Source organism: Streptomyces sp. TLI_171 (genome assembly GCF_003610255.1).
Lineage (GTDB): Bacteria > Actinomycetota > Actinomycetes > Streptomycetales > Streptomycetaceae > Kitasatospora.
The window spans coordinates 610195-628186 of sequence record NZ_RAPS01000001.1 but is presented as its reverse complement, the minus strand read 5'-3'; the positions used below and the strand labels follow the sequence as shown (position 1 = coordinate 628186).

The window sequence follows — 17992 nt, the reverse complement described above, 5'->3', positions numbered from 1 at the left end:
GCCGCGACCGGACGGCGGTCAGGAGGCGACCTGGGCGAGGCCCTCCTCGCTGAGGCGGGCGAAGTGGGTCAGGCCGTGCTGGCGGGCCAGTTCCAGGGCCTCCGACCAGTACCGGCGGGCTGCGTGGTGGTCGCCGCGCTCGAAGTGGGTGCGGGCCAGGGTCTCCAGGGTGTCGGCGACGTTGCCGCGGCTTCCCAGGTCGCGGCGGATCGCCAGGGCCTCCAGCAGGGCGTCCACGGCTTCGTCGGTGCGGCCCTGCACCCGCAGAGTGTCGCCCAGGTTGTAGAGCGCCAGGGAGAGTTGGGAGCGCGAGTCGAGCTCCCGCCAGCCGGCGATGGCCTCGCGGTAGGCGAGTTCCGCGGCCGCGAAGTCGCCCTTCCGGAAGTTGAGGTCACCGAGCGAGGCCAGCCGGGCGGCGTCCGGGCGGTCGGCGAGCTGCTGCTCCAACTCGGCGGCCCGGGCGGCCCACTCCCCGGCCCGCTCGGTTTCGCCGGCCTGGTTGAGGGCCGAGGCGAGGTTGGTCATCGCCACCCGCTGGGCGGCCAGGTCGCCGACCGCGACGAAGAACTCGTAGGCCTGCTGGACGTGTTCGATGCACGGCTCGACCTGGCGGGCCAGGCCGTACGCCACGCCGAGCCGGCCGTGCAGCCAGGCCTGGCCGCGCAGGTCGTCCGCGGCCCGGGCGAGGGCCAGCGCCTCGTACAGGCACTCCGTCCACTCGCCGTTCCACCAGTACGTCAGGCCGTAGCCGAACAGGGCGGACGCCATCCGCCAGGCCAGGTCGGGCCGGCCCAGCTCGCCGGCCCGGCGGACCGCCGTCCGGATCGCCGCCAGCTCCTGGCCGCACCACTCCAGGGCCGCGTCCTCGTCGGCGTGCTCCGGCGTCTCGAACAGCTCCCAGTCGGGCCCGGTGGCGTCCACCGCCGGGATCTGCAGCGCCAGCGGGGTGATCACCGAGTTGGCCGCCGACACCGCGGAGGTGTACCAGCCCAGCAGCCGTTGCAGAGCCTCGTCGCGCTGCGGCTCCGCCTCCTCGGCGTGCACCCGCTCCGCGGCGAACTCGCCCAGCAGGTCGTGGAACCGGTACCGGCCGGGGGCGGCGACGTCCAGCAGGTGCGCGTCGACCAGGGTGTCCAGTACGTCCAGCGCCTCGTCCACGGCCGTGCCGAGCAGCGCCGCGACCGACTCGGCGGAGTGCGGGTGGCTGGGCCAGAGGCCGAGCAGCCGGAACGCCCGGGCCGCCTCCCGTTCCTGCGGGCGGTCGCCCGCCAGCAGCGAGGCGTAGCTGAACGAGAACGCCTCCCGGACCGCCAGGTGGTCGACCGCCAGCGCCTGCAGCCTGCTGGAGGTGCCCAGCCGGCGGGCCAGCTCGGAGAGCCGCCACGCCGGCCGGTGCGCGAGCCGGCTGCCGGCGATCCGCAGCGCGAGCGGCAGACCCGCGCAGGCGGCCATCACCTGGCCCGCCGCCACCGGCTCCGCCTCCACCCGCTCGGCGCCGCAGATCGAGGTCAGCAGGGCGCGCTGCTCCGGGGCGCTGAGCGGTCCCAGCGGGATCCGGGTCGAGCACTGCACCCCGGCCAGCTTGTGACGGCTGGTCACCACCACCGCGGACCGGCCGGTGCCCGGCAGCAGCGGGACGAGCTGCCGGCCGTCCCGGGCGTTGTCCAGCACCACCAGCACCTGCCGTTCGGCGAGCAGCGAGCGGTACAGCGCGGCGCGGTCGTCGGTGTCCGCGGGCACGGTCCGGCCCGGCACGCCCAGATCGGTCAGGAAGCGGCCCAGCAGGTCGTGCGGCGTCCGGGCCTCGGACAGGCCGAAGCCCCGCAGGTCGGCGTAGAGCTGACCGTCCGGGAAGTCCTCGCGGACGGCGTGCGCGCCGTGCAGCACCAGCGCGGTCTTGCCGACGCCGCCCATCCCGGTGACGATCACCACCCGAGCCGGGTCGCCCGGCTCCCCCGGGCGCAGGTACAGGGCGAGGGCGTCCAGTTCGCTCTGGCGGCCGGTGAAGTCGGCCGGAGCGAGCGGAAGTTGGGAGGGTGCGGTGGGCAGTGCGGGGGGCGCGGGCGGCAGTGCGGCGGCGGGTTCCTGCGGCCGGGTCGGCGCCGGGCGCGGTCCGCCCGCGAGAATCTCGCGGTGCGTCCGCTGGACGGCCGCGTCCGGCTCCAGGCCGAGTTCCTCGACCAGCGCGGTGCGGAGCGTCCGGTACACCGCGAGGGCGTCGGCCCGGCGGTCGCCGTGCCACAGCGCCAGCATCAGCTGCCGGTGGAAGGATTCGCGGAGCGGAAACTCGGCTGTCAGCCCGGTCAGTTCGGCCGCCAGGCCGTGGTGCCGGCCGAGGGCGAGTTCGGCGTCGAAGCGCCACTCCAGCGCCTGCAGCCGCAGTTCGCTCAGCCGGGCGGCCTCCGCCGGGTCGACCGCCGCCGAGTCCGCCGGCGGTCCGCCGCGCCACAGCGCCAGCGCCGCCACGGTCTCCGCGGCGACCGTCGGCCAGTCCTGCCCGCCGTGCGCCGACCGGGCCCGCTGCAGCCGACCGGCGAACACGCTGCTGTCCAACTCATCTTCCCCGACCCGGAGCTGGTAGCCGGAGCCGGTGGAGGTCAGCCGGTCCTCCAGGCGCGGCCCGAGACCGCGCCGGAGCCGGGCCACGTGGTTGTGCAGGGAGGCCACGGCGGTGCGCGGCGGCCGCTCGCCCCAGACCACGGCCAGCAGGGCGTCCACGCCGACCGGGCGGTTCGGGTCGAGCAGCAGGCGGGTGAGCAGCAGCCGGTGGGTGGGGCTGGTGATCGGCCGCGGCTCCACGCCGTCATGGACGGTCAGCGGGCCGAGCACTCCGAACGCGACGGACATGGGCTCCCCAGCTGGAAACGGACTGTTGGTCGCATGTTAGTTCGCTGTGGGTGACCACCCGCAGGCTGGTCCCCAGGCAGCCGGCCGCACCCCGGCCCGCCGGACCCCGGGAGGAGCACCGATGAGCAACCGTCCGTCCACCTCGAAGCAGCCCACCACCCGCGACACCGTCTGGGACTGACGGTCCGCCAGATCTCCTCCGTGCCTGCGCGGAGGGTCAGCACGACACCGCACGGGCCCGCCGGGGGGCGGGTCCGTGCGGTCTGTCGTCGTTCCCCGGAGCCGGAGTTCGGGCCGGCCGGTTCGTGGACGGCGCTTCGCGCGGCGCGGACTCTCTGCCGTCGAGGGTGTTTGGAGACCGCCGTTCGGGTCAGCCGGAGTGACGAGCGAACCGAACAGGGTGGGCCCGGGACGGGTGACCGCCCGTCAGGAGGCAGAGCATGTCCAGCGGTCTGATCGTGGCGGTCGTCGTGATCGCCCTGGTGGTGGTGGCACTCGGCGCGGCCGCCGTCCTCCGCCGCCAGCAGCAGCACCCGAACCTGCGCCGCCGGTTCGGCGCCGAGTACGAGCGCACCGTCGCCCGCCACGGCGGCGACACCGCCGCGGCCGAACAGGACCTGGCCCAGCGCGTCGCCCGCCACCGGGAACTGACGCTGACTCCGCTCGGCGCCACCGCCCGGGCCCAGGCCGAACAGCAGTGGCGGGAGGTGCAGGCGCACTTCGTCGACGCCCCCGGGCAGGCCCTGGCCGAGGCGGACGCCCTGCTCGCCCGGGTGGCCCGCGACCGCGGCTACCCCGACACCGACGCGGACGCCCGGATCGAGGCGATCTCGGTCGACCACGGCGACCACGTCGAGGCCTACCGGGCACTGCGCGCACTCCCCGGACCGGACACCACCGGCCCCACCCCCAACACCGAGGAGCAGCGGGTGACGCTGCTCCGGGCGCGGGAGCTGTTCGTCGCGCTGGTCAACGCCGACCGCAGCCCGGAGCGGGTCCCCGACGAAGCGTCGGCGAAGCCGCGGGTCCCGGCCTCCCGGCGGGCGTCGCACGTGCCGGCGCAGCGCGAGCACCACGCCTGACCCGATCGTTTCCGTCCCCAGCGAGGAGGACCGCATGACTGTCAGCGACCACGACCACCGCACCGAGACCGACTCCGAGACCGCCCGGGACCGCACGGGCACCACCGCCGACCGAGGCACGAGTGCCGACCGGGGCAGCACGCCGGGCGCGGGCAGCACCGCGGGCTCGGCGAACGGTGGCACCAACGGCAGGTGGGCCCGGACCGACACCGAGAGCGCCGCCGGGGACCGCACCGGCACCACCGCCGACCGAGGCACGAGTGCCGACCGGGGCAGCGCCGCGGGCGCGGGCAGCACCGCGGGCCCCGCGAACGGCGGCACCAACGGCAGGTGGGCCCGGACCGACACCGAGAGCGCCGCCGGGGACCGCACCGGCACCTCCGCCGACCGGGGCAGCGCCCCGGGCACGGCGAACGGCGGTGGCAACGGCAGGTGGGCCCGGACCGACACCGCGACGCCCGCCCCTGCCGCGCCTGCCACCCCCGGTGCGCCCGCAGCGCCTGCGGCAGGCTCGTCGCGTCCGGCGTCCTACGACGTTCAGACTCCCGCCGGGACGCCGCGCGCCGACCTGGCCAAGGCGGAGGAGCGCCGCCCGCGCGAGGAGGAGGGTGTCGCCGCCCTCCTGCCGCCGGACCTGGCCGCGCAGCTGACGCGCCGTCTGGACCGCGCGGTGGGCACCTTCGTGGACGACCCGGCCCAGGCCGTGGCGGCGGCGGACAAGGCGCTGGACGAGGCGGTGCAGCGGCTGAACGACGCCCTGCATGAGCGCCACGTGGCCCTGCGGGACGCCTGGCACCCCGACGCCGGGCAGGGGACCTCGGCGGAGGACTCCGCCCGCACCGAGAACCTCCGCCTGTCGCTCCGCGAGTACCGCGACCTGCTCCAGCACCTGCTCGCCGTCTGACCTCCGCACGCACGGCGGGCCCCCGACCGACCGGTCGGGGGCCCGCCGTGCGCCGGCCCGGGGAGCGCCCGGCCATGCGGTCCGCTCAGCCCGGCAGCGGCTCGGCCGCCGGGGACGCGGCGGGGGTCGCGCGGCGGGCCCTGCTCGGAGAAGCGGTAGCCGCCGCCCACCAGGGCGATCACGGCGACCGTCGAGGGTGCCCCACCCCCAGGTGTTGGCGGGCAGCTTGGGCAGCTGCCGCGGCCCAGTCCTGAAGCACCTTGGTGGGGAACCGGGTGGTGCCGCGGGCGACCGAGGCGGCGGCGGGCGGGAGAGAACGAGGGCGCAGGTCAGTCACACCTAACTGATGCCCGCAACGGCGTGCGCCCGACGTTCGCCCGGCTCGGGAGGGGGAGAGCGGTCCGGTGCGGGTCAGGGCAGGCTTCTCCGTACGTCGCAGCGCAACTGACGGACCATCGGGACCGGGTCGGCCCGACCGGCGGGCCTAGGATGGAGGTGCGGCCGTCGGGGGCCGGATCGGGGGCCGTGCACATGTCCGGGAGTCTGGTTGCGGGTCGCTACCGACTGGAGGAGCGCCTCGGCCGGGGCGGGATGGGCGAGGTCTGGCGCGCCCACGACCAGCAGCTCGGCCGACGGGTCGCCATCAAGTTCCTGTTCCCGGAACCGGATGCGGACGGCAGCGCCGCCGCCCGCTTCCACCGCGAGGCGAGCATCACCGCGCAGCTCCAGCACGACGGCATCACCCAGGTCCACGACCACGGCGAGCAGGACGGCCGGCACTTCCTGATCATGGAACTGCTGGCGGGCCGCAACCTCGGCGCGCTGCTGCGGGACCAGCCGTCCGGCCTGCCCGTGCGCAAGGCCGTGGACGTGCTGGCCCAGGCCGCCGCCGCGCTCGGGTACGCGCACAGCCGGGGCATCGTCCACCGCGACGTGAAACCGGCCAACCTGATGCTGCTCCCGGGCGGTCGGGTCAAGGTGTGCGACTTCGGCATCGCCGGCTTCGTCCGCGGCGACTCGGGCCTGACCCGGGCCGGCAGCGTGCTGGGGACGCCCGACTACATGGCCCCCGAACAGTGGCGGGCCGAACGCGCCGACGGACGGACCGACCTCTACGCGCTGGGCTGCGTCCTGTTCGCGCTGCTGACCGGTCGGACCCCGTTCCCGAGGCGTCCGGACTTCTGGGCCGCCATGCACGACCACGTCGCGACCCCGCCGCCGCGACTGGCCGCCCTGCGACCCGGCGTCCCCGCAGTACTCGACCGGCTCGCCGCCCAGTTGCTCGCGAAGCACCCCGACGACCGCCCGGCCCACGCCGGAGTGGTCGCCGACCGGCTCCGGGCCCTGAACGGCGACGGCCGCCCGGCCACGCTGCCCGACGGGGTGTTCGTCCGCCCCGGACCGGGAGATCCGCCGACGCCCGCTGACCCCGGGATCGTGCTGACCTCCGCTCAGAACGAGTACCTCCCGCCCGGCGGCCAGGAGTTGAGCACCATGGTGACCGTCACCGCCGGAAGCACCGACCCGCACGACCTGGCGGCCGCCGCGCCCCGTGCCCTGGTGTTCCTGCTGGGCCTGTCCACCGCCCTGCCCGTGGCGGACCTGCGCGCCGTCACCCGCACCGTCGCCGACACCATCGACGGCCTCGACGAGGGCGACCGGTTCGCCGTCGTCACCGGCTCGGAGTACGCCTCGATGTGCTACCCCGACAGCCTGCGCACCGTCCGCGCCACCCCGGCGACCAAGGCCGAGGCCCGGGCGGCGCTCGACCGGCTGGAACCCGTTCGGGCGGCCGCCTTCGGGCGGTGGATCAGGATGGCCGACCGGCTGTTCGCGGGCCACGCCGACGCGGTCCGCACGGCGATCATGCTGATGGACCTCAGGTCGGAGGCCGAGCTCCCCGGCGAACTGGCGGCCGCCCTCGCGGCGTCCACCGGCCGGTTCTCCTGCCACGTGCGCGGCGTCGGCACCGGCTGGGAGGTCGCGCAGGCGCGGGCCGTCGGCGAGGCGCTGCGCGGCACCGTGGACATCGTCCACGCCGACTCCGCCCCGGGCCTGGCCGCCGCCCTGGCCGCGGACCTCGACGCGGTCGTGGAGCGGACCCGGCAGGCCTTCGCCCGTGACCTGGCGCTGCGGATCACCACGCCGCCGGGCGGCGGCGTGCGCTTCCTCAAACTGGTCTCCCCGCAGGTCGAGGACCTGACCGGGCACGGCCTGCCGACCGGCCCCGGCGTCACCGAGTTCCGGGTCGACGTCCCCGACGGCCGCTCGCACGAGTACCACCTCAGCCTGGAGGTCCCGCCCGGCCCGGTGGGGGAGCGGATCACCGCCGCCGACCTGGCCGTCATCCTGCTCCCTCCGGCCGGGGACGGCCAGGAACTCGCCCGGCTGATGATCCCGGCCGAACGCACCGACGACCGCGACAGCCTGACGATCGATCACCGGGTCGCGCACTACACCGGTCAGGCCGAGTTGGCCGAGGCGATCATGGAAGGACTCCGGGCGCGCGCCGACGAGCCGTCCGAGGATCAGGCCCGCGCGTCCCGGGACTCGTCACCGTCGGCGGACTCGTCGGCGTGATCCGGGTCCGCCCCGGCGGCGTAGGCCTCGGTGCCGGCGCCCTCTACCGGCGGGTGCGGCCGGGCCGCGGCTTCCGCTACCTCACACCGGACGGATGGTCCGCGCGTTCAGGGGTAGACGCGTCGCGGGGCAGGTCCCCGGTAGGTGACAGCGGCACGGCCGACGTGGCCGAGATGGAGGAGAGGGCACACCGATGAGTCACCAGTCCCAGCACGACGGATCCGTATCGGCCGACCACCTGCGGGAACAGGTCGAGCACACCAGGGAGCGGCTCGGCCGGACCCTGGAGGCACTGGTCGCCAAGACCGACGTCAAGGAGCAGGTCAAGGAGGGGGCGAGCGCGATGAAGGGGCAGGCCGCCGAGCTGAAGGAGCAGACCGTGCACCTGACCGGGCAGGTCGTCGAGAAGGCCGGCCGGCTGACCGGGCAGCTCCGCGACAAGGCGGTGCACACGGCCGAGCTGGTCAAGGAGAAGACCCCGGACCCGGCGCTCGACAAGGTGGTGCACGCCGCCGCCCAGGTCCGCGACGGCGCGGCCCACGCCGGGCACCTGGCGGCCGAGAAGACCCCGGTCCAGGTCCGCGCCAAGGTGGCGTCGGCGGCGGCGACGGTACGGGCCAACCGGGGGTCGCTGCTGATCGGCGGCGCGGCGCTGCTGGTCGCCCTGCTGGTGCTGCGCGGCAGGCAGGACGGCGACCGGAAGAACAAGTGAACGTCGTCAAGGTCGTCTACCGGCCGGTCGGCCTGGCGCTCGGCCTGGTCGGCGGGCTGGCCGCCCGCGCGGCGTTCAAGCAGGTGTGGAAGGCGATCGGCCACGACGACGACGCGCCGGACGCCACCGACGAGGACCGCACCTGGCGGGAGGTCCTGCTCGCCGCCGCGCTCCAGGGCGCGGTCTTCTCACTGGTCAAGGCCGCCGTCGACCGCGGCGGGGCCACCGCCGCGCGGCGGTTGACGGGTAGCTGGCCCGGCTGACCCGCTTCGGTGGTGCCGCACCGGAAGCGGTGCGGCACCACCGAAGCGGCGAACGCCCGGGCGATGCGGCTACGCCAGCGTGATGACCGTGGAGTTGTGGGCGGCGAGGCCGGCCAGGTAGGCCGTGAGGGCCGGCCGGTCCACACTGCCGGCAACGTACGCGAGCGTGCCGCCGCGCCCTGCGGGCAGTGCGGTCACCTCGAAGGTGCTGCACCGGGCCGTCCGGAAGGCAGCGGCCAGCTCGGCCGTGTGCAGGGCGAGCCTGAACAGGCCGTTCTCCTGGACGACCAGGACGGTGTCGCCGACACCCCACTGGCGGGCGGTGGCCAGGTTGTCCGCGTCGACGTCGTCCCAGAAGAACGGGAACGGGCTGTCCTCCTCGCTCGAGTCGGAGGACGAGCTCGAGGAGGACGACGACACCGTGGCCAGCGAGTCCCGGTACCGCGCCACCCACGCCGCCAGCTCGGCCCGGGCGTTCGGCGGCGGGGCGGCTTCCCAGTCCGCGGGGCTCATGCCCGACACCACGGTCCGCAACCTCCGCCGCGCGTCCGGCCGGCCGTCCAACCGCTGCCAGAGCGCGAGCCTGGCGGGCAGGCCCGCGGTGCGGCCGAACTCTACGCAGGCCGCCAGGGACGCCCGGTACGCGTCGTTCTGCTGGGCCTCGTCGTCCCCGAACTCCGTGAGCTCGGTCCGGAGGGCGGCGGCCTCGAACCAGCCGGCCGGCTGGTCGGCGGAGGCGGCCAGCTCCCGGTGGCGCTCGACGACGGGCAGGATGCTCGTCGACCAGAGCTTGATCAGCCGGTTCTCGGCGGCCTCCGCGCGCTCCCGCTCCAGGAGCCCGAACCACGCGTCGCGGCGCTGCTGGGTGGTGGCGGTCGCGAACGCGGCGACGAACCGGTCCGCGGCGGTGGCCGGCGCCACCGCGGCGGGCGGAGCCGGGTCCCCGCGCAGCGCCGCGACGACCGTGGCGCGGGTCTTCTCCGGGAGGCCGAGCAGGTAGTGGAGGAAGGCGTCCGCGCTCAGGGCGGCGCGCTGGGTCCGGGCGTCGTGCAGGATCAGCAGCTCGTCAAGCTTGACGGAGGAGGCCAGCACGAACGCCAGCTCGCGGGCCTCCTTGATGTCCGTCGCGAGCTGGTACAACTCCGGGATCGCCCGGTTCGGATCGGCGGTGATCCGCTCGAACCACCGTGCGGCCTCGGCCGCGTACCTTGCCAACTCCGCGTTGGGCGCCCGGTACTCCTCGACCGACGGGAAGACGGTCGTCATGTCGGACAGCCCGGCCCGGCGGGCGTCCCCGACGCAGAACGCGAGCCGGATGTCCGGGTCGTGGACCCGGCCCAGGATGCCGTCGCAGGCGTGCACGGCCGGACCGCAGGTCCCCACGGCGGTGCAGAGTTGGGTCTCGCGGTCGAAACGCTGGTCGTAGCCGACGTAGACGATCCGGTTCTTCACGGAGTCGGTGGACCTCAGCCGCTGGAACTCCGGGTGGGTGAGCGGCCCGACCCGGTAGTTGTGCACCGGGGTGACCGGCGAGTCCGCTCCGCCGAACGTGGTCGCCGACCGGTAGCCCCCGGGCTCGGACAGCACCGACATGCCGATGGTGATCGCCAGCAGGGTGTCGACTTCGGCGTAGATCCCCACCGAGTGGCCCGCCGGCACGAAGGTGTCCGGCCCGCTGTAGTTCCCGTGCCCCATGATGAACGTCGTCAACTGCTGCTCCCCGGATCCCGGACCCGGCCCGCCGCGCGGGCCCCCCGACCGGCAATCTACGCGAAAGCGGCTTTGGAGTAGGGAAGTTGGCGGAACCGGGCGGGCGAGGCCGTGGTGTCGGTCGAGGGCGAGGCGTCAGTTGGGGGTCCGTGTCCAGGCCGTCGCAGGCGGCGCCCATCGAGGTGGAGAGGAACTCCTCGATGCCGGTCACCTCCCGACCAGTCGGCTGGGGTTGGTGCCGCTCGCGCAGACCAGGAGCTGCCCGAGGCCGGTTCGGCTCAAGGTGCCGTGCTGCTGGGCAGGGCGACGGCGAGGAAGTCCTCGAAGAAGCGGAACATGTGGGCGGTTGCACGGCAGCACGACCTCGCGGGCGTCCGCCGAGCACCCCGACGTAGTCGGCGTGACGAGGAACAGTTCGCGGCTGCGCGCCGCGCTCCAGGGAACCTGCCCCCCTCGCCGTCGACGGGGTTGGCGGCGGAGCCGCCGGACAGCGCCAGGGCGCGCAGGCCCGGCGGGCGGCGGGTGGCGAGCGTCGGCGCGATGTTCGCGCCGAACGAGTCGCCGACCAGCAGGTGGTCGTCGAGGTCGGCGATCGCGCGGGAGCGTGCTCTCCCACGGGGTGGTCGATCGCCGGGTTCACCGCGTACGGGTGCCGCGGGCCGTCGGGCGGGGCTTGGGGAGGTGCGGGGCGACGGTGTGACCGGTGCGGTCGTCGGTGTGCCAGGACTGGGACTGGAAGGCCAGGAAGACCGCGGCCCAGCGGGACTCGCCGGGGAGGTGGATCAGCAGGGCGCCGTCCTGCCACACGCCGTCGTCGCCGCTGAAGCGCTTGCTGTTGCCCTGGTTCATGTGGACGTCGTGCACGCCGTTGCCGGGCTTGAAGCCGAACACCTTGTCGGGGACGGTCGGTTCCGCCGGCCAGCGCTGGCCGAACACGTACAGCACGGCGTGCGGGTCGGCGATCGCGGGCAGCACCTGACGGTCCAGCAGGTCCGCGAGGTCGTTGTCGGCGCCCGGGCGGTCCGGGGGCAGGGTCCGCATCGCGGAGCGCTCGAGCACCTTGCCGCGGACGAAGTCCAGCGCTGCCGTCCCGGGCTTGGCGGGCAGCGCCGTCCAGCCGGCCGCGGTGGCGGGCAGCAGCGCCGTCACCGGGTGGGCGAAGTCCTCGTCGACCAGGTACAGCAGCTCCGAAGGGGCCTGCTGCGACTCGACGTTGACGGCGGCGCGGAAGTGCGTGCCGGCCGCGTCCACCAGGTGGATCTGGTAGTGCGGGGTGTCCGAGGACCCCTCGCGGCGACGGTCGACGGCCCGGGCGGCGAGCACACCGTAGTGGGCGATGGGCATGGGGAGTCCTCTCGGCGGAACGGGCGAACGGCGGGCGGCCGCCGTCCTGCCCGTACTCTCCCGCACCGGCCGGCCCACCGGCCGCCGTGTCACCCGATGTTCACCCGCCCCGGCGGCCCGGACCCCCGGTGGGGGTGGGCGCCGTTCACTCGGTCGTGGGTCGGGGTGCCTCCGAACGAGTGAGCAGCCGGGCGTTCGGCTCACGCCGGGGGCGGACCGGGGCAGACTTCGTCCCCACCCGGGGTGCCCCTCGCCCGGGTCGGGCCGCCGAAGGGATCCAGGATGTTGTGGCTGTCGCTCATAGTCTCGTTCGCGTGGAGCCTCGCCGGTCTGACTCCCCCTCAACTGCCGGACGGCACGGCGCCCTCGGCGAAGCTGCCGTTCGGGAAGGACCGGGCGGTGTTCCGGGAGACCTTCGACCGGGCGAGCGTGGGCGTCGGAGGCACGTGGGGCTGGAAGAGCGGCGCCTACGCCGGCGACTGCACCGACAACCCGCGGGACTTCAAGCTCGACCACCTGACGCCCGACGCACTCACGGTCGCCGACGGCGCCCTGCTGATCAGCGCCCGCCCCGCCCCGGACGGCCGGTGGACCACCGGGCTGATCACCACCGGCGACACCTGCGGCTCCGGCGGCAGCGGCGAGCAGGTCCGCACCGGGGACTTCCTGCTCGCCCACCTCCGGCTGCCCGAAGCCAACACCGGTGCCTGGCCGGCGCTGTGGACCTGGCGCGACGGGCACAACGAGATCGACGTCTTCGAGTGGCACGCGGACCGGCCCGGAACCGCCGAGTTCGTCAACCACACGCGGAGCGGGGACGGAACGTACAGCTCGGACGCCATCCGGGCCGGCGGCTGGCTCTACGTGGGCGCGCGGTTCGGCGCGGACAACGTCGTCTGGTACGTCGGCGCCACGCCGACCCGGCTGGAGGTCGCCTACCAGGACCACACGGGCGTCGGTGCGGACTTCGCGGCCTACCCGGTGCTCAGCCTCTCGGTGAACAACGGGCGCTACCACCGGGCCCCGCCGGCGCAGCAGCCCTTCGACCTGGCGGTCGACAGCCTCACCATCTACCGGCCGACCGCGCCGTCGGGAGGTCGCTGAGCGGGTACCGGCAGGGGAACGGCGCGGCGGGTCCATACTTGGTCGAACTGATCGTCGAGAGGCGCCGTCCAGATGACCGAGAACTCCGCCGCACCGCGTGCCACCACGCGCAGGGCGCTGCTGCAGCTCACCGGAGTGAGCCGCTCGTACGGCGACCGGGAGGTGCTGCACCCCGTCGACCTGGACCTGTCGGCGGGGGAGTGCGTCGCGCTGCTCGGGCACAACGGCTCCGGCAAGTCGACGCTGCTGCGGGTCGCGGCCGGCCGCGACCTGCCGACCGGCGGAACGGTGCGGTTCGACGGGCTGGCGATGAACGAGAACGACCCGCGGATCCGGGCCCGGGTCGCGGTGGTCGGCGACACCGTCGCCTGCTACCCCGACCTGACGGTGCGCGAGCACCTGCTGCTGGTCGCCGTCGCGCACGGGGTCGCCGACGCCGCCGACTGGGTCGAGCAGGTGCTGGAGAACCGGGCGCTCACCGAGCGCGCCGACGCGCTGCCGTCCGCGCTCTCCTCGGGCCAGATGCAGGCCCTGCTGCTGGCCTGCGCGCTGGTCCGGCCCCGCGACCTGCTGCTGCTCGACGAGCCCGAACAGCGCCTCGACCCGGAGGCCCGGCGGCGGCTGGCCGAACTGCTGACGGCGGAACTCGCCGACGGGGTGGCCGTGCTGCTGGTCACCCACCACACCGACCTGGCGCTGGAGGTCGCCGACCGGGTGGTGGTGCTGGAGGACGGGCGGATCGTCCGGCAGGGCGCGCCCGCCGAGATCCTCGCCGACCGCACGGACGCCCCGGCCGTGGCCCGGTGAGCCGCGCCGAGGCCGTGGCCGCCACCGACGCCCCGGACCCGCTGGAAGCCGAGGACGAGGGCACCGCCGCCGAGTGGTCGGCGGACGACGACTGGACCGACGAGGCGCTGGCGGTGCTGCGCGCCCTGCGCGCACCGCACCGCCGCAACCGCCTCAAGCAGGTCGGCTTCGGGCTGTACTGCACCCTGCTGATCCTGGTGATCTGGGGCGGCATCCCCAGCTTCGGCCTGTTCCTGCAGGCCTCGATGGGCGCCGACTACACCGCGCACGGCCCGGACCTGCTGGCCGCCATGCCCAGCGGCATCGCCGCCGCCGGGCTGGCCACCCTGCTGCTGGCCGTCCGCGACGGACTGTGGCGCGGGCCCGTTGTGCCGCCCCGGGCCACCTCCGACTGGCTGCTCGCGCACCCCGTCCGGCCCCGCGCGGTGCTGCGGCCGTGGTTCTGGCTGTCCTGCGGGCTGGCCGTCCTGCCCGGGCTGCTGATCGCCGTCGGCGGCATGGTGGCGCTCGGGCTGACCGTCCGCACCGGCCTGCCCGCCGCGCTCGGCTGGTGCCTGGCCGGCGGGGCCTGCCTGCCGCTGCTGGGCGTCTGCGCCGGGCTCCAGGTGCAGCGCAGCGCGCCGGCCGCCCGCTGGGCGCGCCGGCTGACGCCGTACGCGACGGTGCTGATCCTCGGCCTGGCCACGCAGAGCGCGCTGGCCGTCGCCGGGCACCCCGTGCACTGGCTGGAGCGGGTCGAACTGTGGTCCGGCCCGTGGGGCTGGGCCGGGCTCGCCGCCCTGGCCCCGACGCCCGCCGCCGTCCCGGGCGGTGCGGTCGCCGCCGTCCTGCTGGTGCTGCCGACCGCGCTCCTCCTGGTGCTCGCGGACCGGGCCGTCGGCACCGTCCCGCTCGCCCTGCTGCGCGAGCGGGCCCGGACCGCGGCCGGGGTGCTGGCGGCGCTGCGCACGGTCGAGCTGCGGGCCGCCCGGCTGGCCGTCACCGGCGCGTCCGGCGGCGACCGGCAGCTCCGCCTCCGGCTGCCCGCACCCCGCCGGAGCTGGCTGATCCTGTACTGGCGCGACGCCCTCTCGCTGCTCCGGGCCCCCGCACGGCTCGGGCGCGCCGTCCTGCTGACGGTGCCCGCGCTGCTGTGCGCGGTGCTGGTCCACGACACCCGGGGCGTGCTCTCCTGGGCGGTCGCCGTCCTCGCGCTGCTGTTCGGCTACCTGGCGGTGGCCCAGCTGCTGGAGCCCGCCCGGATCGAGACCGACGACGTGCGCCGCTCCTCCTGGTCCCCGTACCCGTTCACCGGCCTGATGCTGCGTCACGCCGTGGTGCCGACGCTCCTCGGCCTGGTCCTCGCGGCGGCCGGTTCGGCCGTGGTGCTGGCCCTCGGCGGCGGGCCGTCGGCCTGGCTCGCGCCGCTCGCGGTGCCGGCCCTGGTCGCGGCCGGACTGGTCAACGCCTGCCGCGGGGCGGCCCGCCGCGACCTGCTCTACCGCTCCCCGCAGCCCACCGGCGGCAGCACCGGCATCGCGCTGTTCGTCGCGTGGTACGCCGCCGGCCCGGCGGTGGCGCTGCCGGTGCTGGCCCTGCCGTTCTCCGCCGCCCTGCGCAGCGGCGCGGCGGGCCCGCTGGTCCCGGCCCTGGCGGTCGCGCTGGCCGCGACCGCCGCCCTGCTGCAGTGGGCGTCCGTCCGCGCGGGCCGGCTGCCCGCGCAGGCCCGGCCCGGGACGGTGGGCCGAGCGTAGTCCGGGGCAGGCCGGTCAGAGCGGCGGGTTGGGGCGGGTCAGGCCGAGGTCGTAGGCGAAGATCACCGCCTGGACGCGGTCGCGGGCGCCGATCTTGGCCAGGACCCGGCCGACGTGGGTCTTGACGGTGGACTCGGAGAGGACCAGGCGGTGGGCGATCTCGCCGTTGGTCCAGCCCTGGCCGATGGCGAGCAGGATCTCGCGCTCGCGGCCGGTGAGCGGGGCGAGCCGCGGGTCGTCGACGGCCGCGGCGGCGGGGCGTACCGGCAGGTGGTGGGCGTAGGCGTCGAGCAGGCGACGGGTGACGGCGGGGGCGACCACGGCGTCGCCGCCGGCGACGGAGCGGATGCCGGCGAGCAGCTCCTCGGGGCGGGCGTCCTTGAGCAGGAAGCCGCTGGCGCCGGCCCGCAGCGCCGCGTGGGCGTACTCGTCGAGGTCGAAGGTGGTCAGGACCAGGATCCGGGAGCGGCCGCCGGAGGCGATGATCAGGCGGGTCGCCTCGATGCCGTCCATGCCGGGCATCCGGATGTCCATCAGCACCACGTCGGGCCGCAGTTCGGCGGTGAGGCGGACGGCCTCCGCGCCGTGCCCGGCCTCGCCGGCCACCGAGGTGTCGGGCTGGCTCTCCAGCAGCATCCGGAAGCCGAAGCGCTGCAGCGGCTGGTCGTCCACGATCAGGACGGTCGTCACAGCGGGCCTCCGGCCGGGTCGGGGGCGGGCGCGACGTCGAGGTCGGCGAGCACCGACCAGCCCCCGCCGGGCACCGGCCCGGCCGCGACGCTGCCGCCGTACACCGCGGCCCGCTCGCGCATCCCGGCCAGGCCGTGCCCCTCGCCGGGCGGCGCGGCCGGGGCCGGGTCGCCGGGCGGGCCGCTGTCGTCGACCCGCACCCACAGCCGGTCGGCGTCCAGGGCGACGGCGACCCGGGCGCGGGTGGCGGGCCCGGCGTGCTTGAGGGCGTTGGTCAGCGCCTCCTGGACGATCCGGTACGCCATCAGCTGGACGCCGCGGTCCAGCCCGTCCAGTTCGCCCTGCGAGCGGTAGGTGACCTCCGGACCGGCCGCCCGGATCCGGGCGCACAGCGCGTCGAGGTCGGGAATGCCGGGCTGCGGGGCGAGTTCCGGGCCGGCGTCGCGTTCGCGGAGCACCCCGAGCATCCGGCGCAGCTCGCCGAGCGCCTGCCGGCCCGAGTCGCCGATCAGCTGCAGCGCCTCGCGGCTGCGCTCGGGCGCCGAGCGGGCGGCGTACGCGCCCCCGTCGGCCAGGGTGATGATCACGGACAGGTTGTGGCCGATGATGTCGTGCATCTCGCGGGCCACCCGGGTGCGTTCGGTGGCGGCGGCGAGCCGGCTGCGCTGGTCGCGCTCGATCTCCAGCCGGGCCGCGCGCTCGCGCAGCCCGGCCAGCTGGGCGCGCCGCATCCGGACGGCGATGCCGAGGGCGACGGCGGCGGTCACGGCGGCGGCCAGGAAGAACAGGCTGTCCCAGACCGAGACGGCGTCGGACAGCCGGACCGCGACGACCGTGATCCCGGCGGCGACGGCGGCGCACGCCCGGGCCAGGTCGCGGGGCCGCCCGTACAGCGCCACCGCGTACAGGGCGAGCAGCAGCGCCACGTCCGCGCGCAGGGCCGCGCCGAGCGACCACTGCAGCACGAACACCGCGGTGATCACGGCGAACGCGGTGGTGGGCCGGCGGCGGCGCCACAGCAGGGGGAGCAGCAGGCCGGCCTGGAGGGCGAGGACCGCGGCCGGCGGGAGCTGGGTGAAGGCGATCCGGTGCTCGCGCGGGCCGTCCTCGTCGCCGTGCACGAGTTCGGGCATGCAGAAGAGCAGGAAGGACGCGGCGACCACGGCGGCGTCCAGCAGCCACGGGTAGCGGCGGTCGAGGCCGCGCAGGCGCTGGGCGGCCCGGGCGAGCCGGTCGAACAGCGGGTGGCCGGCTCCGGTGCCCGGCCAGGGCGGCAGGCCGCCGGTGGGGTCCTGCTCGTGCACGGGTCTCACCAGTCCCAGGAGGGGGCGAACGAGGTACGGCCCGGCGCCCGCCGGAGCAGGTCCGAGGGGGCGCCGGGCCGGGTCAGTCTGCCAGGCGACCGGTCAGGCGTCGCTGCGGGTCAGCCGGGTGGCGGCGCCGGCCAGTGCGGCGACCGTCCAGAGCAGGAACACGGCCAGGCCCGCGCCGGGGGAGAGCGTGGTGGAGTCGTGGTGCAGGGCGAACATCGCCTCGCCCGCGTTGGAGGGCAGGTACGGGCTGATGTGGCTGTGCCAGGACGTGGGCAGCAGCGACACCAGGCCGGGCACCAGCATCAGCGAGGCGACCAGCACCGAGATGCCGCCCGCCACCGAGCGCAGCAGCATGCCCAGCGCGACCCCGATCACCCCGACCAGGCCGAGGAACAGGCCCGCGCCGAGCAGCCCGCGGACCGCGCCGGCGTCGGACAGGGTCATCGCGGCGCGGGTCCCGGAGAGGATGCCGCTGCCGATCAGGAAGGCCACGAACACGCCGACCGTGGACAGCACCAGGGCGACCGCGCCGTACGCCAGCGCCTTGGACCACAGCACCGGCAGGCGGCGCGGCACCGCGGCCAGCGTGGAGCGGATCATGCCGGTCGAGTACTCGCCGGCGGCGACCAGCACGCCGAGCACGCCGAGCGCGAGCTGCGCGAAGTTGGTGCCGAACAGGGACAGGCTGAGCGCCGTCGCGTCGGCGAAGTCCCGGTCCATCGGGCGGCCGTCGGTCAGCCGGGACTTGAACTGGTACGCGGCGATCAGGCCGAACGCCACCAGGAAGAACAGGCCGAGGCCGAGGGTGATCCAGGTCGAGCGCAGCGACCACATCTTGGCCCACTCGGCGCGCAGCACCCGCACGGCGGTCACCCGGTACGGCGGACGGGCGGGCCGCTCGGC

Annotated in this window: 14 protein-coding genes; 8 read left to right on the top strand and 6 right to left on the bottom strand. The window is 75.7% G+C overall.

What is annotated here, in order from left to right; genetic code table 11:
• Window positions 1–18 precede the first annotated feature (18 nt).
• The gene (locus BX266_RS02905) at window positions 19–2847 is read right to left on the bottom strand and encodes a BTAD domain-containing putative transcriptional regulator (RefSeq protein ID WP_099897358.1); all 2829 of its coding nucleotides are present in this window, start codon (window positions 2845–2847) and stop codon (window positions 19–21) included.
• Window positions 2848–3287: 440 nt separating this feature from the next.
• Between BX266_RS02905 and BX266_RS02900 the strand changes: the two genes are divergently transcribed.
• The 5 genes from BX266_RS02900 to BX266_RS02880 all read left to right on the top strand — a co-directional run bounded on the left by BX266_RS02900 (window position 3288) and on the right by BX266_RS02880 (window position 8388).
• A complete protein-coding gene (locus tag BX266_RS02900; protein ID WP_099897357.1) occupies window positions 3288–3929 on the top strand; it encodes a hypothetical protein in 642 nt (213 codons plus the stop codon).
• Between the two features lie 34 nt (window positions 3930–3963).
• Window positions 3964–4833, top strand: coding sequence for a hypothetical protein (locus tag BX266_RS02895; protein WP_099897356.1), 870 nt, complete (start codon window positions 3964–3966; stop codon window positions 4831–4833).
• Between the two features lie 531 nt (window positions 4834–5364).
• The gene (locus BX266_RS02890; RefSeq protein WP_180290355.1) at window positions 5365–7413 is read left to right on the top strand and encodes a serine/threonine-protein kinase; all 2049 of its coding nucleotides are present in this window, start codon (window positions 5365–5367) and stop codon (window positions 7411–7413) included.
• A 193-nt stretch (window positions 7414–7606) separates the two neighbouring features.
• Window positions 7607–8125 carry a DUF3618 domain-containing protein gene (locus BX266_RS02885; protein ID WP_099897354.1) on the top strand — a complete coding sequence of 173 codons (519 nt, stop codon included), beginning with the start codon at window positions 7607–7609 and terminating at the stop codon, window positions 8123–8125.
• Window positions 8122–8388 (top strand): DUF4235 domain-containing protein, encoded by a 267-nt coding sequence (locus BX266_RS02880; RefSeq protein WP_099897353.1) that lies wholly within the window; start codon window positions 8122–8124, stop codon window positions 8386–8388. Before BX266_RS02885 ends, BX266_RS02880 begins: the two co-directional genes overlap by 4 nt.
• Before the next feature lie 69 nt (window positions 8389–8457).
• Here the strand turns inward: BX266_RS02880 and BX266_RS02875 are convergent, their stop codons facing one another.
• A complete protein-coding gene (locus tag BX266_RS02875; protein ID WP_099897352.1) occupies window positions 8458–10098 on the bottom strand; it encodes a hypothetical protein in 1641 nt (546 codons plus the stop codon).
• Window positions 10099–10734: 636 nt separating this feature from the next.
• Window positions 10735–11442 (bottom strand): DUF2278 family protein, encoded by a 708-nt coding sequence (locus BX266_RS02865; RefSeq protein ID WP_099897351.1) that lies wholly within the window; start codon window positions 11440–11442, stop codon window positions 10735–10737.
• A 282-nt stretch (window positions 11443–11724) separates the two neighbouring features.
• On the opposite strand from BX266_RS02865, the gene BX266_RS02860 reads away from it, so the two are divergent.
• The 3 genes from BX266_RS02860 (at window position 11725) to BX266_RS02850 (ending at window position 15086) form a co-directional block, all read left to right on the top strand.
• Window positions 11725–12546: a hypothetical protein gene (locus BX266_RS02860; RefSeq protein ID WP_099897350.1), complete on the top strand. Its 822-nt coding sequence runs from the start codon at window positions 11725–11727 to the stop codon at window positions 12544–12546.
• A 72-nt stretch (window positions 12547–12618) separates the two neighbouring features.
• Window positions 12619–13353, top strand: coding sequence for an ABC transporter ATP-binding protein (locus BX266_RS02855; RefSeq protein WP_099897349.1), 735 nt, complete (start codon window positions 12619–12621; stop codon window positions 13351–13353).
• Window positions 13350–15086: a DUF6297 family protein gene (locus BX266_RS02850; RefSeq protein ID WP_259464506.1), complete on the top strand. Its 1737-nt coding sequence runs from the start codon at window positions 13350–13352 to the stop codon at window positions 15084–15086. The genes BX266_RS02855 and BX266_RS02850 overlap by 4 nt, the downstream gene beginning before the upstream one ends.
• A 15-nt stretch (window positions 15087–15101) precedes the next feature.
• On the opposite strand, the gene BX266_RS02845 is transcribed toward BX266_RS02850, so the two are convergent.
• The 3 genes from BX266_RS02845 to BX266_RS02835 form a co-directional block, all read right to left on the bottom strand.
• Window positions 15102–15776, bottom strand: a complete 675-nt coding sequence (locus tag BX266_RS02845) for a response regulator transcription factor (RefSeq protein ID WP_099897348.1) — start codon at window positions 15774–15776, stop codon at window positions 15102–15104.
• On the bottom strand, window positions 15773–17080 hold the full coding sequence (locus tag BX266_RS02840) for a sensor histidine kinase (RefSeq protein ID WP_259464505.1): 1308 nt from the start codon (window positions 17078–17080) through the stop codon (window positions 15773–15775). Before BX266_RS02840 ends, BX266_RS02845 begins: the two co-directional genes overlap by 4 nt.
• A 102-nt stretch (window positions 17081–17182) precedes the next feature.
• Window positions 17183–17923 (bottom strand): ABC transporter permease, encoded by a 741-nt coding sequence (locus tag BX266_RS02835; protein WP_259465037.1) that lies wholly within the window; start codon window positions 17921–17923, stop codon window positions 17183–17185.
• Window positions 17924–17992: the final 69 nt, after the last annotated feature.

Bases quoted from the DNA above. Each gene is read 5' to 3' on its own strand.
- BX266_RS02905 (WP_099897358.1), bottom strand. From the start codon at position 2,847: ATGTCCGTCGCGTTCGGAGTGCTCGGCCCGCTGACCGTCCATGACGGC.
- BX266_RS02900 (WP_099897357.1), top strand. From the start codon at position 3,288: ATGTCCAGCGGTCTGATCGTGGCGGTCGTCGTGATCGCCCTGGTGGTG.
- BX266_RS02895 (WP_099897356.1), top strand. From the start codon at position 3,964: ATGACTGTCAGCGACCACGACCACCGCACCGAGACCGACTCCGAGACC.
- BX266_RS02890 (WP_180290355.1), top strand. From the start codon at position 5,365: ATGTCCGGGAGTCTGGTTGCGGGTCGCTACCGACTGGAGGAGCGCCTC.
- BX266_RS02885 (WP_099897354.1), top strand. From the start codon at position 7,607: ATGAGTCACCAGTCCCAGCACGACGGATCCGTATCGGCCGACCACCTG.
- BX266_RS02865 (WP_099897351.1), bottom strand. From the start codon at position 11,442: ATGCCCATCGCCCACTACGGTGTGCTCGCCGCCCGGGCCGTCGACCGT.
- BX266_RS02860 (WP_099897350.1), top strand. From the start codon at position 11,725: ATGTTGTGGCTGTCGCTCATAGTCTCGTTCGCGTGGAGCCTCGCCGGT.
- BX266_RS02855 (WP_099897349.1), top strand. From the start codon at position 12,619: ATGACCGAGAACTCCGCCGCACCGCGTGCCACCACGCGCAGGGCGCTG.
- BX266_RS02835 (WP_259465037.1), bottom strand. From the start codon at position 17,923: ATGTGGTCGCTGCGCTCGACCTGGATCACCCTCGGCCTCGGCCTGTTC.